This window comes from Arthrobacter sp. 05L45_2 (genome assembly GCF_056397525.1).
This window is the reverse complement of the sequence record NZ_JBFTNO010000131.1, coordinates 1-16,599: the sequence shown is the minus strand read 5'-3', so window position 1 is coordinate 16,599 and position 16,599 is coordinate 1. Positions and strand designations below refer to the sequence as shown.

The following is a 16,599-nucleotide window of genomic DNA, read 5'->3' as shown; positions in this document are numbered from 1 at the left end:
AGCTGAAGCAGGGCGGCACCGTGACGCTGCCGGTCGGTAACATCGGCCCGGACTTCAACGGCTTCTCCAACGCGGGCAACTCGGCAGACAACACCGAGCTGCACTACCCGATCGATGAGGCCGGCTACGTTGGCTGCTGGAAGCTCGACTTCGACGGCACCGCCAACCTGAACAAGAACTTCTGCGAGGACTTCAAGAGCGAAGTCAAGGATGGCAAGCAGACCATCACCATCAAGATCAACCCGAAGGCGATGTACAACGATGGCACCCCCATCAACGCCGCCACCTTCGTGAACACCTGGAAGATGCTCAACGGCAAGAACAAGGACATCGACATCGTCTCGTCCGGCGCCTACGAGTTCATCGACTCCGTCAAGGCCGGCAGCAGCGACAAGGAAGTCGTTGTCACCACCACCCAGCCGGTCTACCCGCTGAGTGACATCTTCGGCGGTTTCATCCCGCAGACCGTCAACACCCCGGAAATCTTCAACACCGGCTTCTCCGGCCAGCTGCACCCCGAGTGGATGGCAGGCCCGTTCAAGGTGGACAAGTTCGACTCCGCCGCCAAGACCGTCACCATGGTCCCGAACGACAAGTGGTGGGGCGAAAAGCCGGTCCTCGACAAGGTGGTCTTCCGCCAGCTTGAGGCCAGCGCCGAGATCGCCGCCTTCAAGAACGGTGAAATCGATATGGCCGACGGCCGTACCCTCACCAAGTACAAGCAGCTTGAGGGCTCCAAAAACTCCGAGGTCCGCCGCGGTCAGCGTCTCTTCGCCGGCGGCCTGAACCTCAACGCCCTGAAGGCTCCGCTGACCGACGTCGCCGTCCGCAAGGCGATCTTCACCGCAGTGGACCGTCCGGCCATCCGCGCCGTGCGCTTCGGCGGCCTGAACTGGCAGGAGGAGAGCTCGGGATCCATGATGCTGATGCCGTTCTCCAAGTACTACCAGGACAACTACCCGGTCAAGGATATCGGCGCGGACGCTGCCAAGAAGGTCCTGACGGACGCCGGTTACGCCCCCAACGCCAAGGGCGTCATGGAAAAGGGCGGCAAGGTCGTCTCCTTCAAGATCACCAACTTCGGTGACGATCCCACCTCCCTGGCCACCGTGCAGACCCTGCAGAAGCAGCTCCAGGCTGCCGGCATGGAGATCGGCATCGACCAGCGCGGCGACGCCGACTTCGGCAAGGTCGTGGGCAGCCGCGACTTCCAGCTGACCATCAGCGGCTACACCGTCGGTTCTGACGCCACCTCCGGCGTCAAGCAGTTCTACGATTCCAAGACCAACGAAAACCAGCTCGGCGACGCCGAACTGGACAAGGCCATCAAGGACCTCGCCTCCATCCAGGACGATGCCCAGCGCAACAAGGCGGCCATGGACGTTGAGAAGAAGCACATGGAGAAGTACTTCTCCATGGGCGTCATTATGAACGGCCCGCAGATCTACTTCGCCCGCACCGGCCTTGCCAACTACGGCGCGTCGCTGTTCCAGACCCCGGACTGGAGCGTCGTCGGCTGGCAGAAGTAAGCCCCAGCCTGGTTCGGCCCTAGCGGCCGCCCGTCGAGGCCGGCACCCCCTGGATCCTGTCCGGGAGGTGCCGGCCTCCGCCGTTGAGCCGCCGGCCTTGGTCACGCCGCCGGCGACTCCGCGGCCGCCGGCGCCGGGGGTAGCGTGGGTGCCATGACTTCCGCTTCCGCCACCCCCGGCACCGCCCCGATCCGCACCGCCATCGCCGGCTTCGGCCTGTCCGGCAGCGTGTTCCACGCGCCGTTCATCGCTGCCAACCCCGCCTACTCCCTGGACCTGATTTCCACGTCCGACGCCGGCAGGAAGGCCGCGGCGGCCGCGGCGTAGCCGGCCGCCGGGATCGTTGACACCCCGGCCGGAATCCTTGAGCGCGCCGACGGGCTGGACCTGCTGGTGCTGGGAACCCCGCCGGCCACGCACTACCCGCTGGCCAAGGCCGCGCTCGAGGCGGGCCTCGACGTCGTCGTTGATAAGCCGTTCGCGGTCCGCAGCGCCGAGGGCCGGGAGCTCATGGAGCTCGCCGCGCAGCGCGGCAGGGTGCTCACGGTCTTCCAGAACAGGCGCTGGGACGGGGACTTCCTGACGGTCAAGGCCCTGCTGGACAGCGGCGCCCTGGGCCCGGTGACGCGGTTCGAATCACGCTTTGAACGCTGGGCGCCGGACGTGACGAAGGCCTGGAAGGCCGCAGCCACCGCCAACGACGGGGGCGGGGTGCTGTTTGATCTGGGCACCCACCTGATGGACCAGGCGCTGCAGCTGTTCGGCCCCGCCACAGTGACCCACGCGGAGCTGGCTGCCCGCCGGCCGGGGGAGCGGGCCGACGACGACGTGTTCATCGCGCTGCGGCACCACAGCGGGGTGGTGAGCCACCTGTGGATGAACCTGATGTGCGCCCAGCAGGGTCCGCGGTACCGGCTGCTGGGCGCGGACGGCGGCTTCACCAAGCACGGCATCGACCCGCAGGAGCCGTACATCCTGGCCGGCGGCAGCCCGCTCGATGCCGGCTACGGGGTGGAGGACAGCGCCTGGGCGGGGCTGCTGGGCCGTGACGGCCACCTGGACCGGCTGCCCACCGAACGGGGCGCGTACCCGGAGTTCTACCGGATCCTGGCGGAGAAGATCAACGACGGCGGGGCAGGCTCCCCGCTTCCGCTCCCGGTGGATCCCGCGGGACCGCTGGAGGTCCTCCGGCTGATCGAGCAGGCACGGGAACTGGCGACGCAGAGGGCTTAACGTTGAACGGCAGCCATCCAGAAAGCGTGCGTCAAAGCGACGAAGTGGGCCCACGCCGTTCGGGTTCCCTGGCCGAGCTTGCGAGGCGAGGGGAGCGGCGGGGAGCAGCACGCGTTGGATGACTGCCGTTCAAACGGCTGACTGATCCTTATGCGGAGACCAGGGCGTGCCAGTCGGCGACGAGGGGCAGGTTGTGCGCCTCGGAGACGGAGCGGTGCGCCACCTGGCCGGCGGCGATGTTCAGGCCCGCGGCCAGGGCGGCGTCGCGTTCGAACGCGGCCTTGACGCCCAGGTTGGCCAGCGCCACCGCGTAGCGCAGGGTCACGTTGGTCAGGGCGTACGTGGAGGTGTTCGGGACGGCACCCGGCATGTTGGCCACGCAGTAGAAGATCGTGTTGTGGACCTTGTACGTCGGTTCCTGGTGCGTGGTGGGGTGGGTGTCCTCGAAGCAGCCACCCTGGTCCACGGCGATGTCGACCAGCACGGAGCCCGGCTTCATGCGGGACACGAGCTCGTTGGTGACCAGCTTCGGTGCCTTGGCGCCGGGGATCAGCACGGAGCCGATGACGAGGTCGGCGTCCACGACCGACTTTTCGATCTCGTAGGCGTTGGAGGCCACGGTCTTCAGGCGGCCCTGGTACTGGGCGTCGAGTTCGCGGAGGCGGTTGATGTTGATGTCCAGGATGGTGACGTCGGCACCGAGGCCCAGGGCCATGGCGGCGGCGTTGGTGCCGGCCACACCGGCGCCCAGCACAACCACCTTGGCCGGACGGACGCCCGGGACGCCGCCCAGCAGCACACCCTTGCCACCGGCGGGAGCCATCAGCGAGGTGGCGCCGACCTGGACGGAGAGGCGGCCGGCCACCTCGGACATCGGGGCCAGCAGCGGCAGCGCACGGCCTTCCTGGACGGTCTCGTAGGCGATGGCGGTGACGCCGGAATTGATGAGTTCCTGCGTCAGTTCCGGCTCGGCGGCCAGGTGCAGGTAGGTGAAGAGGATCAGGCCCTTGCGGAAGCGGTGGTACTCGGCCTTCACCGGCTCCTTGACCTTCATGACCATGTCCGCGCGGGACCACACGTCATCCGCTTCGGCGACGATCTCGGCGCCTGCGATGGCGTATTCCTCGTCGGTGATGCCGGAGCCCAGGCCTGCGCCGCGCTCCACCAGGACAGTGTGGCCGTGGTGGCGGAATTCGTGCACGCCGGCAGCGGTGATGGCGACGCGGAATTCGTTGTTCTTGATCTCTTTGGGGACACCGATGATCATTTTTCAGCTCCAGGGATGGCGGCCGATTTGGGCCTGGTGTGCGGGGGAAGTCGTGATTCCAGAATAGATCCGGCTGTGAGGCAGGCGACAGGACCCGAGAGGCCGCCGCCGGCCCAGCCCCCGTGTTTCCGGGGTCCAGCGAAATCATGGTTCGACATTTGTCGAGCACCGGAGCGTCAGGTGTCGCCTGCTGTCCGTCGGGGTTCCGCTCGCGGCCGCGCCCCGCGGGGCAGTAGTGTGGCAGCATGCAGCAGCAGGACGTGGAGCAGCTCGTCGAGCGCGTGGCCCTCAGGCTGGGCCGCGGGCTCTCTCTCGAAGACCTCGACGGCGTCCTCCTTGCCTACAGCTCCAACCAGTCCCACGCCGACCGGGTCCGGGTGAACTTCCTGCTCAGCAAGCGCGTGGCCGCCGACGTCAGCGCCTGGCAGCTCTCCCACGGGATCGCGACGGCGGTGCGGCCGGTGGTGGTCCCCGCCAACGCCGAGCTGGGAATGCTCGGCCGCGTCTGCGTCCCGCTGTTGGTCCGCGGCTTCCGGGTGGGGTACCTCTGGGTCCAGCTCGACGCCGAAGAACCCACCGCCGGCTCCGTGCTCGCCCGCCTCCCCGAGGCCGCGCAGGAGCTCGAACAGCTCTCGGCCCTGCTGCTGGACTCCAACACCGCCGAATCCGAATTCCGCCGCCGGCGCGAACAGGAGTTCCTGGCTGCCTGCCGGGGCGAGGCCAACGCCGTCGCGGCCGTCGGGGGCTGGAAGGAAGTGCAGGGCCGCGGGCCGTGGCAGCTGGTCACCGTCCTGGATGCCGACGGCTGGGCCGAGGGGTCGGACCCGATCGCGGCGACGCTGATCCACCGGTCCTCCGCGCTGCAGGCCACCATCGGCGTGGATGCCGCGTTGTTCAGCGCCGGCACAGAGACGCACGCCGTGGTGCTGTTCAAGGAATCCACGGGCCGGGCCGACCACGCGCAGGTGCTGGTCCACTACCAGCTGGAACTGGCCAAACGGGCAGGACGCCCCGTCCGCCGGATCATTCTCGGCACGTCGGAGGGCTTCTCCCGGCCCCGGGAACTGGCCGAAGCGTACCGGCAGTCCCGGCAGGCCGCGCAGGCCGCGGCCGTGGATCCGCAGCTGGGCGAACTGGTGGACTGCCGAGCCACGGGGCCCTACCAGCTGCTGGCCTCCGCCGGTGGGGGCGCCGGCGCGTGGGCGGATGCGGGATCGGTGTATTTCCGGATGCTGGAGGACCATGACCGGAACGGGGAGCTGCTGCCGGTACTGGAGCTGTTCTATGACAACGACGGGTCGGTCCAGGAGGTGGCGGCCAAACTGCACCTGCACCGGAGCAGTATCTACAACCGGCTGGCCAGGATCCGCCAGCTGCTCGGTGTCGACCCGCTCAAGGGAATGGTGCGGCTGGAACTGCACGCGGCGCTGAAGGCGCGGCGCTGGGCGGCCCGGCCGAGGATCTAGTTCGGCCGGGGACCCGGTCCGGTGGGGCTACTGCTGTTCGTCGCGGAGTGCGCGGTCGGGTGCGCGGTCCGGCTCCCGGCCCGGTTCGAGGCCACGGTCCCCGCCAGGGTTTCCCGCCGCGTCCCGCTTGCGCCGGGAGAGCCGGCTCTCGGTCCACAGGGCGACGGCCACGAACGCCACGCAGGAGGACATAAAGGCTGCGGTGTTGTTCAGCCCCATGACGGTTCCGAGGATGCCGGTGAGCACCATGGCGGCGATGCCGGCCAGGATGTGCCACCCTCTGAACTTATCCACAATTCAAGCGTAACCCCGGCCTCCGCCGCGTTTCCGCGCCCGGCCGGGATCGTTGTTTGATCCTTATCACGCCGCCGCTAGGCATCGGCGGTGGCGCCGTCTCTGCCGTCGGCGGGCTCGCCGCCGCCGGACGCCGGCGCTGCGTTCGCAGCTGCATTCTCCGCGGCGGTTTTCTTCTTCTGGGTCTCGAGCCACGCCATGATGTCGGCCAGCCGGATGCGCCGGTGCGTGCCGCGGTACTCCACCGGGATCTCGCCCCGGTCGGTCATGTTGCGCAGGTAGGTGTGCGAGATCCCGGCCAACTCGGCGGCCTTGGAGGTGGTCAGCATCTCCTCAACGCTGCTGACGGTGACCGACTCACCCCGGCTGAAGCGGCCCAGCAGGTCAACGACGGCGTCCCGCGCGGCCGGCGGCAGGCGGTGGACGGTGCCATCGACGAACACTGTGACGTCGTTGCTGCCGCTGAGCGCGTACTGGAGCTTGTGTGCGTCGTCAGCCGGCAGGCCGGCCGTCACCCGGGGAGCAATCAGTGTCATGGACTGCATCCTAGCGCCCCGGGTCGCGGCAACGGCTCCGGTTACAGGCCCAGTTCCTCCAGGACGGGCAGCTTGGCCCGCACCCAGGAGCGGGCGTCCGCGGCGCTGGGCGCGGAGAGGGCCAGTTTGGCCAGCTCCTGCGCCTCGGCGAGGCTGACCGTCTTGAGTACGGCGGCGACGGCGGCGATAGACCGCGCGGTCATGGACAGGGTGGTGACCCCCAGTCCGGTCAGTACGACGGCGAGGGCAGGGTCCGCCGCAGCCTCACCGCACACGCCGACCGGCTTGCTGTGGCCTTCCGCAGCGGAGCCTTCGACCGTGAGGCCCACCAGGCGAAGCACGGCAGGCTGCCACGGGGTGTTCAGCCCGGCGAGCGGGCCGAGCTGCCGGTCCGCGGCCATGGCGTACTGGGTGAGGTCGTTGGTGCCCAGGCTCGCGAAACCCACTTCCCGCAGGATGGCCTCCGCCGTCAGGGCCGCGGAGGGCACCTCCACCATCACGCCGGGGGTCTGAATCCCGGCGTCGGCGCACATCGAGGCGAAGCGTGCGGCTTCCTCCGCGGTGGAAATCATCGGGGCCATCACCCAGACGTCCGCGTCGGACTCCTGCTGGGCGCGGGCGATGGCCTGCAGCTGGCGCTCCAGGACGCCGGGAGTGGTGAAATCGGTCCGGTAGCCGCGGACGCCCAGTGCAGGGTTGGGCTCGGTGGCGTCGGTGAGGAACGGGAGGGGCTTGTCCGCGCCGGCGTCGAGGGTGCGGAGCACCACCTTCTTGCCGGGGAAGGCGTCGAAGACACCCTTGTAGGCTGCGGCCTGTTCCTCGACGGAGGGTTCGGTGTCCCGTTCGAGGAAGCAGAATTCGGTCCGGAACAGCCCCACACCCTGGGCGTTGAGTCCGGCCGCGGCCACGGCATCCTTGGCTCCGCCGACGTTGGCCAGCAGCGGCACAAGGTGGCCGTCCGCCGTCGTGCCGGTACCGTCAAATTCCTCGAGCAGGGAGGCGGTGGCGGCCCACTGTTCGGCCGCGGCGCGCTGGGAGTCGTCCGGCTCTGCGGTGACGGTGCCGGCGGCGCCGTCGACGTAGACCTCCGTGCCGTCCGGAACGGTGTCCACGCCGGCCGCGGCGACGACGGCGGGCAGGCCCAGCGAGCGGGCGATGATGGCGGTGTGGGACTGCGGGCCGCCGCCGGCGGTGAGCAGGGCTAATACCTTCGCGGGGTCGAGCGTTGCCGTGCCTCCAGCACCGCCTTGCCGTCCCCGCTGACCGTCTCGGACCGGGCCTTGAGCTCGTCGTGCACAGTTTTCGCTGCGGCTTTCAGTGCCGCCGTCGCGTCCTCCGCCGAGACGCCCTCAGGGAGCTGTTCGCCGGCCGGCGGTTCGCTGACCGGTTTCGGCATCTGGCGGATGGTGCCGATGATCCGGCCGGGGCTGACGCCTACTCCTTGGAAGTTCTGCACTGAAAGTCCTCATTCTCTGCCGTGAGCCAGTAAGTCAGTCCAGGTGCCGCCACTGAACCGCTAGATCCTAGATTTCCTGCGGCTGGCCACTACGTCAACCGGCTAATTGCGGTACCTGAAAAAAGTGTATGTGATGCACTTCATATAGCGTTGCTATAGGTGCTAGGGTAGCGGTTATGAGTATCGATGGCCAGCTACCGCCCAAAACCCGGTTGCTGCGTGCAGCTGCCGGATTGCTGGCCAAGTCCGGGGGAGCGGCGGTCTCGACCCGCCAGATCACGCAGCTGGCCGGGGTCACCGCACCCACGCTCTATCACCACTTCGGTGACAAAGAGGGACTGTTCGACGCCGTCGTCGCCGCCGGTTTTGAGGAATATGTTGCCGGCGAACGCGATTTTGCCCCGTCCGGCCAGCCGCTCGTGGACATCCGGCGAATGTGGGACCAGCACGTCCAGTTCGGGCTCAAGCAGCCGGAACTGTACCTCGTGATGTTCGGCAATATCCGTCCTGAAAGCCGCCCCGCCGTCGTCGCCGACGCCGAGGCGCTGATGGAGGAGATGCTGAACAAGGCCGCCGTCGCCGGTCAGCTCAACGTCCCGCCCCGGGAGGCCGCCCGCAGCATCCTGGCAGCCAACGTCGGCGTGACGCTCATGCTGATCACGGAAAAGGCGCCGGACCGGAACCTCGAACTCTCCAGCATGACCCGCGATGCGATGATCTTCGCCGTTTCCACGGAGGAGGCGCGGGCCGCCGGTCCCGAAGACCCCGGCAAGTCCCCGGTGGTGGTGGCGGCCATCGCCCTGAATGCGGCGCTGCAGGCCTCGCACTCGGACCAGCTCTCCAGCTCCGAACTCAAGCTCTTTCTCGAATGRCTCCACCGGATCTCCACCAGCGCCACCAGCTAGCTCGTCGAAAAAATATCGGACAATCCTGCGGTGCAGCAGGAATCACGGTTAGGAAATCACATGGCAACAGAGACAGTTGCGACACCCCGGACCAGCATGCGGGTAGGTGTGCAGAAATTTGGCACTTTCCTGTCCGGAATGATCATGCCCAACATCGGTGCCTTTATCGCCTGGGGCATCATTACCGCCTTCTTCATCCCGGCGGGCTTCACCCCGAACACCGAGCTCGCCAAACTGGTGGGCCCGATGATCACCTACCTGCTGCCGCTCCTCATCGGCTACACCGGCGGCCGGATGGTCTACGGCGTCCGCGGCGGTGTGGTCGGCGCGGCCGCCACCATGGGCGTGATCGTCGGCACGGACATTCCGATGTTCATCGGCGCCATGATCATGGGCCCGCTCACGGCCTGGATCATGAAGAAGATCGAAAGCCTCTGGGAGAACAAGGTCAAGCCCGGCTTCGAAATGCTGATCGATAACTTCACCGCCGGCATCGTGGCCGCCATCATGGCCATCTTCGGCATGCTGGTGATCGGCCCGGTAGTGAAGGCCTTCAGCAACGGCGCCAGCGCCGTCGTCGAATTCCTGGTCCACAACGGCCTGCTGCCGTTCACCAGCATCTTCATCGAACCCGCGAAGGTCCTGTTCCTGAACAACGCCGTCAACCACGGCATCCTGACCCCGCTGGGCACTGAACAGGCGCTCGCCCAGGGCAAGTCCATCCTCTTCCTGCTGGAAGCCAATCCCGGCCCGGGCCTGGGCATCCTGCTCGCCTACATGGTCTTTGGCAAGGGCATGGCCAAGGCATCCGCCCCCGGTGCGGCCCTGATCCAGTTCGTCGGCGGCATCCACGAGATCTACTTCCCGTTCGTCCTGATGAAGCCGATCATCATCCTCGCCGCCATCGGCGGCGGTATGACCGGTATCTTCACCCTCGTCCTGACCGGCGCCGGCCTGCGTTCCCCGGCCGCCCCGGGCAGCATCCTCGCCGTGTTCGCCGCGACCCCGGCGGACAGCCTCCTGGGCGTGGCCCTGTCCGTGCTCCTGGCCGCCACCGTGTCCTTCCTGATCGCCTCGGTGATCCTGAAGACCAGCAAGGCCCCGGCCGAGGACGACCTCGGCGCAGCCACCACCCGGATGGAAAGCATGAAGGGCAAAAAGAGCTCCGTGTCCTCCGCCCTGGCGGGTGCCGGTGCGGGTGGCGTCGCGGTGCTGGCCGGGCCGGTCAAGAACATCGTGTTCGCGTGCGACGCCGGCATGGGCTCCAGCGCCATGGGCGCCTCGGTGCTGCGGAACAAGATCAAGGCGGCCGGCTACCCGGACGTGAAGGTCACCAACTCCGCAATCGCGAACCTCAGCGACACGTACGACGTCGTCATCACCCACCAGGACCTGACCGAGCGGGCCAAGCCCGCGACGTCCAGCGCCGTGCACGTCTCCGTGGACAACTTCATGAACTCGCCGAAATACGACGAGATCGTGGAACTGGTCAAGAGCAGCAACGCGCCGGCCGACGCGTCCGGCGTGGGCGAGGGTACGGGGGCTGGTACGGCTGCGGCCCCTGCGGCTCCCGAGGCCGTCACCGGCGCCGCGCCGTCCGACATCCTGGTGGCCGAAAGCGTGGTCCTCAGCGGCACGGCGACCACCCGGGACGCCGCGATCGACGAGGCGGGACGGCTGCTGCTGGACCGCGGAGCCGTCGACACCGGCTACCTGGCCGCCATGCACGAGCGCGAGGAATCCGTCTCGACCTACATGGGCAGCTACCTCGCGATCCCGCACGGCACCAACGCCGCCAAGGACCACATCATGAAGTCCGCGGTMTCGGTSATCCGCTACCCGAACGGCATYGACTKGAACGGCAARGAGGTCAAGTTCGTSGTCGGCGTCGCCGGCATCAACAACGAGCACCTCCAGATCCTCTCCTCGATCGCCAAGGTCTTCACCAACAAGGCACAGGTCGCGCAGCTGGAGGCGGCCACCACCGTCGACGAAGTGCTCGACCTGTTCGGAAAGGTCAATTCCTAGTGAAGGCTGTTCATTTCGGAGCCGGAAACATCGGCCGCGGATTCGTAGGGCTGCTGCTGCACGAGGCCGGGTATGAGGTGGTGTTCGCCGACGTCGCGGACGCCCTGATCACCCAGCTCGCCGCGGCGGACAGCTACCAGGTCCACGAGGTGGGGGACAGTCCCGCCGAGCGGACCGTGGACAACTTCCGCGCGCTGAATTCCGGTACACAGGAGGCCGACGTCGTGGCTGAAATCGCGACGGCGGACATCGTCACCACCGCGGTGGGCCCGCACATCCTGAAGTTCGTGGCGCCGGTGATCGCCCGGGGGATTGCGGCCCGGGCGGCCGGGCTGGCGCCGCTCCAGGTGATGGCCTGCGAGAACGCCATCAACGCGACGGACCTGCTGAAGACCGAAATCGCCGCCCAGTGGGATCCGGCCGCCGGCTCCCTGGACGGGGCCGCCGTGTTCGCGAACACGGCGGTGGACCGGATTGTGCCCAACCAGGAGCCCGGCCAGGGCCTGGACGTCACGGTGGAGACGTTCTACGAGTGGGTGATCGACCGGACGCCGTTCGCGGGCAAGGAGCCGGTCATCCCGGGGGCGACCTTCGTGGAAGACCTCGCGCCGTACATCGAACGGAAGCTCTTTACGGTCAACACCGGGCACGCCTCGGCCGCCTACTTCGGGTTCGAGGCGGGACTGGGCAAGATCTCCGAGGCCATGGCCGACCAGGACGTTGCCGCGGACGTGCGCGCCGTACTGGACGAGACCAAGGAACTCCTGGTGTCCAAGCACGGGTTCAACCGCGAGGAGCAGGAGGCCTACGTCCAGAAGATCCTCGGCCGCTTCTCCAACCCGCACCTCCCGGACACCGTGAACCGGGTAGGGCGTGCGCCGCTGCGCAAGCTCAGCCGGCACGAGCGCTTCATCGGCCCCGCGGCGGAGCTTGCCGAACGCGGAATCGTCCCCGAGGCGCTGCTCGGCGCGATTGCCGCCGCGCTGCGGTTCAACGATCCCGCCGATGCGGAGGCCGTTGAGCTGGCGCAGATCCTGAACTCCTCCGCCCCGGAGGACGCCACCACCAAGATCACGGGCCTGGCCGCCGAGCACCCGCTGTTCCCGGCCGTCCGTGCCCTCGTCGAGGAGGCCCAGGCCGCCGTCTAGCGGCAACCTCCCCGGCCGCACCTGCTGCACCAGAACAACAAACCCTCCCCCACCTGACGGTAGGGGAGGGTTTGTTGTGTCGGCCGGTGTCGTGCGTGCGGCGGGCGTCAGGCCCGGCCGGCGGCGGCCGTTTCGGCGGCGGCCATGGCCTTCCACTCGGCCACCCGCGCCTGGTGCAGAGGGGAGCGCCGGACGACGGCGTAGGCCGCGCCCAGGACCACGAACCAGACCGGGGTGACCAGGAGGGCCGCCAGGGTGTCGGCCTGCGTGGTCAGCGCCCAGACCAGGAACGCGAAGAACGCGAACACCACCCACACCATGGGGATGCCGCCGGGCATCTTGAACGTCGAGGCGGCGTGCAGCCCGGGGCGGCGTTTCCGGAACACGAGGTAGCTGGCCAGGATGATGCTCCAGACGAACATAAAGCAGACCGCGGAGACTGTGGTGACCATGTCGAAGGCCACGCCCACGTCCTTGCCCGCGTAGAGCAGGGCGACGCCTGCGAGCAGCAGCACGCAGGAAAGGAACAGGGCGTTCTGCGGGACCTTGCGGGTGGAAAGGCGGCCGAAAAGCTTGGGTGCGTCGCCGTCGTTGGCCAGGCCATAGACCATCCGGGACGTCGAGTAGATGCCGGAGTTGGCCGAGGACATTGCGGAGGTCAGCACCACCAGGTTCACCACGGTGGCGGCCATGCCGAGCCCGGCGAGGGAGAACATGGCGATGAACGGGCTCTGCCCGGCCTTGAAGCCGGTCCACGGGGTGACGGACATCAGGATGATGAGGGCGCCGACGTAGAACAGCATGACGCGCAGCGGGATGGCGTTGATGGCCCGGGGCAGGTTGTCTTCCGGGTTCTTGGTTTCGGCCGCGGCGGTGCCCACCAGCTCGATCCCTACGAACGCGAACACAGCGATCTGGAAGCCGGCCACGAAGCCCATGAACTCCTTGGGGAAGAAGCCGCCGTGGTTCCACAGGTTGCTGAAGCTGGCGGTGCCGGCGTTGGACTGGAAGCCGGTGAAGATCATCACCAGGCCCACCACGATCAGCGCCACGATGGCCACGATCTTGATCAGGGCGAACCAGAATTCGGTCTCGCCGAAGGCCTTGACGGTCGGCAGGTTCAGCAGGAGCAGGACGATGATGGTGGCCAGTCCCGGGATCCAGAGCTGGATGCCCGGCCAGAGTTCCTCGGCGTAACCGGCGATCGCGATGACGTCGGCCACCCCCGTGACCACCCAGCAGAACCAGTACGTCCAGCCGGTGAAGAAGCCGGCCCAGGGTCCCAGCAGGTCGCCTGCGAAGTCGCTGAAGGACTTGTAGTTCAGGTTGGAGAGCAGCAGCTGGCCCATGGCGCGCATCACGAAGAACAGCATGAAGCCGATGATCATGTACACGAAGATCACGGACGGCCCGGCGACGGAGATGGTCTTGCCGGAGCCCATAAAGAGGCCGGTGCCGATGGCGCCGCCGATGGCCAGGAGCTGGATGTGCCGGTTGCTCAGCGAGCGTGCAAGGTGGGGCTCGGTGTCCCGGCTGGAGGCAGTTCTCTGCTCCGCGGTTGTCTGTTCGGACATGTCAACAATCCTTAGTGTGGTCCGCCGCATTGGGTGACGGCGGTTACAAATCAGCCTCTCTAAAGTACAGGCTTAGAAATCGTGGCGCGTTGCCGGCGGCCGCTCCGGCGTCATGGCAGGCTGGGCACGTGACTTCGACTTCAGCCGGCCCGGCCCCCCTGCTAACATTCGGCGTCGACGGCGGGACGTTCAGCCTGCGCCCCGCTGCCCGCGCGGACCTGCCCGCCATTCTCCGGCTGCTCGCCGACGACCGGCTGGGGGCCGTACGGGAGGAAACCTCGGATCCGGCGCCCTACGAGGCCGCCTTCGAGGCGATCGACGCGGACCCCGCCCACCTGCTGCTGGTCGGGGAACTCGCCCCGGAGCAGGGCGCCCCCTCCCGGCTTGTGGCCACGTTCCAGCTCAGCTTCCTGCCGGGCCTGTCACGGCGCGGCTCGTGGCGCGCGCAGCTCGAGGCGGTCCGGGTGGCCCCCGAGTTGCGGGGCCAGGGCGTCGGGGCGGCGATGGTCGGCTGGGCACTTGAGGAATCGCGGCGCCGGGGCTGTTCGCTCGTCCAGCTGACCACCGATAAGTCCCGGACGGCCGCGCACCGCTTCTACGAACGGCTGGGCTTCGCGGCCAGCCATGAAGGCATGAAGCTCCAGCTCTGAACCTGCTCGGCCCTTCGCCGCGCCCCTACGTCCCGCCCATTGACTCTTAGGCACCCTAACTGTTAGGCTACCTAACTATGAGTGAGAACCCGCTGCCGGACGCCGGCCTGCTTGCCCTCGCCGGGGATTTCCGCGAGGCCCTCCGCCACAGCATCTACCTGGTCCGCCGGCTGGACGCCGATGGCGAGCTCAGCGCCGCCCAGCTCAGCACACTGAAGATGCTCGTGGACGACTCCGGCGACAGCGCCGGCGCCGCGGGTGCGCGGGTGGGTGAAATTGCCCGCAACCTGGGCGTCAAGGTCCCCAGCGCCACCGAGCAGATCATCAAGCTCGAACGCGCCGGACTGGTCCGGCGGGAGGCGGATCCCGAGGACTCCCGGGCCGTCCGGGTCAGGCTCACCCCCGAGGGGCACGCCGCCGTCGAATCGGCCAACCACCGCCGCAACACGGTCATGGCGGAGATCCTCGGCTCACTCACTGACGCGGACCGGCGGGCCCTCGCGGCCGCCATCCCGGTCATCGGCAGGATCAACGAGACCCTCCAGCCCTGACGGCCGCTCCCTTCGGGAAAGCCAGCCGCTGGAACCAACGAATAGAACAAACCACAACACCTGAGGAGCGCCCTCCATGGACGGCCAGCTCACGGCCCCCGCGCCGGAAGCAACATCAACCCTCGAGGCCGAAAAGGCTTCACTACTCAAGCAGCCCAAAGCTGTCTGGGCCACCGCCCTGGCCGCAGTCTTCGCTTTTATGGGCATCGGACTGGTGGACCCCATCCTGCCCGCCATCGCCAAGAACCTTGATGCCACCCCCAGCCAGGTATCCCTGCTGTTCACCAGCTACTTCCTGGTCACGGCCATCGCCATGCTGATCACCGGGTTTGTCTCCTCCCGGATCGGCGGCAAACGGACGCTGCTGGCCGGTCTCGCGATCATCGTGGTGTTCGCCTCCCTCTCCGGGATGTCCGGCAGCGTTACGGAACTGGTGGGCTTCCGGGCCGGCTGGGGGCTCGGCAACGCCCTGTTCGTCGCCACCGCCCTTGCCGTGATCGTCGGCGTCGCCAGCGGCGGGGCCGGAACCGCGATCATCCTCTACGAGGCTGCCCTGGGCCTGGGCATTTCGCTCGGTCCGCTGCTGGGGGCCCTGCTGGGCGGCTGGCAGTGGCGTGCCCCGTTCTTCGGCACCGCMSTGCTSATGGCSTCSGCMTTCATCGCCCTSATYGCSCTSCTKCCCAAGACCCCGCTGCCGGMRCGRAAGGTCCGGCTCCGGGACCCGCTGCTGGCCCTGGGCCACAAGGGACTGCGGACGACGGCGGCCAGCGGCCTGTTCTACAACTACGGCTTCTTCACCATCCTCGCCTTCACGCCCTTCATCCTGGGGATGGATGCCTACGGGATCGGCGGGGTGTTCTTCGGCTGGGGCGTCGCTGTCGCCGTCTTCTCGGTATTCGTCGCCCCCGCGCTGCAGCGGCGCTTCGGCGCCGTGCGGGTGCTGAGCGGCACGCTGGCGCTGCTCCTCCTGGACCTGGCCGGCCTCGGCCTGGCCGCCGGACACTCCGTCCCCGCCGTCGTCGTCCTGGTGGTGGTCTCGGGTGCCCTGCTGGGAATCAACAACACGATCTACACCGAACTTGCCATGGGTGTCTCGGATTCACCGCGGCCGGTGGCCTCCGCCGGATACAACTTCGTGCGCTGGATGGGCGGTGCGCTGGCGCCGTTCGCCGCGGCGCAGTTGGGTGAGCACTTCGGGCCCCAGGTTCCGTTCTTCGCGGCGGCCGGCGCCATGGCGCTGGCGATCGCGGTGGTCCTCGGCGGCCGCCGGTACCTCAGCTCACACGAGCCGCACCTGGTCTAGGGGTACGGTCCCTGCATTAACAACAGATGAGGCCCATGTTCCGTGGAACATGGGCCTCGTCTGCTGTTCGAACGGTTGCCGCTACTTCTTGGCGGAGCCCTTCGGGACGAACAGCGTCTCTGCGTGCTCCAGGGACATGCCGTTGGTTTCGGGCACCTTGAACATCACAAAGAAGAACGACGCCGCCGCGAACAGGGCGTACATGGYGTAGGTCAGGGGCAGCGACGCCGCCGCCATCACCGGGAAGCTCAGCGTGATCGCGAAGTTGGCGATCCACTGGGCGGCCGCGGCCAGGCCCAGGGCGCGGGCACGGATGCGGGACGGGAAGATTTCACCCAGCAGCACCCACACCAGCGGACCCCACGAGGCGCCAAAGCTGATGACGAAGACGTTGGCTGCCACCAGGGCTGCCGGACCCCAGGCGCCGGGCAGGGTGATCGCCTCGCCGGAGCCGGTGGCCGAACCGAAGGCCACAGCCATGGTCGCCAGGGAGGCGGCCATCCCGATGGAACCTGCCAGCAGGATGGGACGGCGGCCGATCCGGTCCACCAGCGCGATGGCCACCAGGGTCACCAGGATGTTGGTGATGGCCGTGGCCACGGAGATGGTGAGGGAGTCCTTCTCCTGGAAGCCCACGGCCTTCCAGAGCGTCGTGGAGT

The 16,599-nt window shown here is 67.9% G+C and carries 13 protein-coding genes and 2 pseudogenes; 9 read left to right on the top strand and 6 right to left on the bottom strand.

Going from position 1 to position 16,599, the window contains the following annotated elements; translation table 11 throughout:
• Together AC1DHD_RS11030 and AC1DHD_RS11025 are read left to right on the top strand one after the other, a co-directional pair.
• The coding region (locus tag AC1DHD_RS11030; RefSeq protein WP_476879757.1) for an ABC transporter family substrate-binding protein at window positions 1-1,529 on the top strand (1,529 nt) is incomplete at its 5' end.
• 153 nt (window positions 1,530-1,682) lie between these two features.
• Window positions 1,683-2,762, top strand: a pseudogene (locus tag AC1DHD_RS11025) (Gfo/Idh/MocA family protein).
• Window positions 2,763-2,910: 148 nt separating this feature from the next.
• Here the strand turns inward: AC1DHD_RS11025 and ald are convergent.
• On the bottom strand, window positions 2,911-4,029 hold the full coding sequence (gene ald / locus AC1DHD_RS11020; RefSeq protein WP_476879756.1) for an alanine dehydrogenase: 1,119 nt from the start codon (window positions 4,027-4,029) through the stop codon (window positions 2,911-2,913).
• Window positions 4,030-4,274: 245 nt separating this feature from the next.
• Here ald and AC1DHD_RS11015 point away from each other — a divergent pair, with 245 nt between their 5' ends.
• Window positions 4,275-5,495, top strand: coding sequence for a PucR family transcriptional regulator (locus AC1DHD_RS11015; protein WP_476879755.1), 1,221 nt, complete (start codon window positions 4,275-4,277; stop codon window positions 5,493-5,495).
• Between the two features lie 27 nt (window positions 5,496-5,522).
• Here AC1DHD_RS11015 and AC1DHD_RS11010 read toward each other — a convergent pair whose 3' ends face one another.
• The 3 genes and pseudogenes from AC1DHD_RS11010 to AC1DHD_RS11000 form a co-directional block, all read right to left on the bottom strand.
• Window positions 5,523-5,789, bottom strand: a complete 267-nt coding sequence (locus AC1DHD_RS11010) for a hypothetical protein (RefSeq protein WP_476879754.1) — start codon at window positions 5,787-5,789, stop codon at window positions 5,523-5,525.
• A 77-nt stretch (window positions 5,790-5,866) separates the two neighbouring features.
• Complete coding sequence (locus tag AC1DHD_RS11005; protein WP_476879753.1) at window positions 5,867-6,325, bottom strand: helix-turn-helix domain-containing protein; 459 nt, start codon at window positions 6,323-6,325, stop codon at window positions 5,867-5,869.
• Window positions 6,326-6,366: 41 nt separating this feature from the next.
• Window positions 6,367-7,781 (bottom strand): annotated as a pseudogene (locus AC1DHD_RS11000) (putative PEP-binding protein).
• A 176-nt stretch (window positions 7,782-7,957) separates the two neighbouring features.
• Between AC1DHD_RS11000 and AC1DHD_RS10995 the strand changes: the two are divergent.
• Genes AC1DHD_RS10995 through AC1DHD_RS10985 form a run of 3 tightly spaced genes read left to right on the top strand, consistent with a single transcriptional unit; the run spans window position 7,958 to window position 11,862 of the window.
• Window positions 7,958-8,686, top strand: a complete 729-nt coding sequence (locus tag AC1DHD_RS10995) for a TetR/AcrR family transcriptional regulator (RefSeq protein WP_476879752.1) — start codon at window positions 7,958-7,960, stop codon at window positions 8,684-8,686.
• 60 nt (window positions 8,687-8,746) lie between these two features.
• The gene (locus AC1DHD_RS10990; protein ID WP_476879751.1) at window positions 8,747-10,714 is read left to right on the top strand and encodes a PTS mannitol transporter subunit IICBA; all 1,968 of its coding nucleotides are present in this window, start codon (window positions 8,747-8,749) and stop codon (window positions 10,712-10,714) included.
• Window positions 10,714-11,862: a mannitol-1-phosphate 5-dehydrogenase gene (locus AC1DHD_RS10985; RefSeq protein ID WP_476879750.1), complete on the top strand. Its 1,149-nt coding sequence runs from the start codon at window positions 10,714-10,716 to the stop codon at window positions 11,860-11,862. Before AC1DHD_RS10990 ends, AC1DHD_RS10985 begins: the two co-directional genes overlap by 1 nt.
• Window positions 11,863-11,969: 107 nt before the next feature.
• Here AC1DHD_RS10985 and cycA read toward each other — a convergent pair whose 3' ends face one another.
• On the bottom strand, window positions 11,970-13,436 hold the full coding sequence (gene cycA / locus AC1DHD_RS10980) for a D-serine/D-alanine/glycine transporter (RefSeq protein WP_476879749.1): 1,467 nt from the start codon (window positions 13,434-13,436) through the stop codon (window positions 11,970-11,972).
• A 128-nt stretch (window positions 13,437-13,564) separates the two neighbouring features.
• Here cycA and AC1DHD_RS10975 point away from each other — a divergent pair, with 128 nt between their 5' ends.
• The 3 genes from AC1DHD_RS10975 to AC1DHD_RS10965 all read left to right on the top strand — a co-directional run bounded on the left by AC1DHD_RS10975 (window position 13,565) and on the right by AC1DHD_RS10965 (window position 15,940).
• A complete protein-coding gene (locus AC1DHD_RS10975; RefSeq protein ID WP_476879748.1) occupies window positions 13,565-14,086 on the top strand; it encodes an N-acetyltransferase family protein in 522 nt (173 codons plus the stop codon).
• 77 nt (window positions 14,087-14,163) lie between these two features.
• Window positions 14,164-14,637: a MarR family winged helix-turn-helix transcriptional regulator gene (locus AC1DHD_RS10970; RefSeq protein ID WP_476879747.1), complete on the top strand. Its 474-nt coding sequence runs from the start codon at window positions 14,164-14,166 to the stop codon at window positions 14,635-14,637.
• Window positions 14,638-14,713: 76 nt separating this feature from the next.
• On the top strand, window positions 14,714-15,940 hold the full coding sequence (locus tag AC1DHD_RS10965; RefSeq protein WP_476879746.1) for an MFS transporter: 1,227 nt from the start codon (window positions 14,714-14,716) through the stop codon (window positions 15,938-15,940).
• Between the two features lie 81 nt (window positions 15,941-16,021).
• On the opposite strand, the gene AC1DHD_RS10960 is transcribed toward AC1DHD_RS10965, so the two are convergent.
• The coding region (locus tag AC1DHD_RS10960) for an MFS transporter (protein WP_476879745.1) at window positions 16,022-16,599 on the bottom strand (578 nt) is incomplete at its 5' end.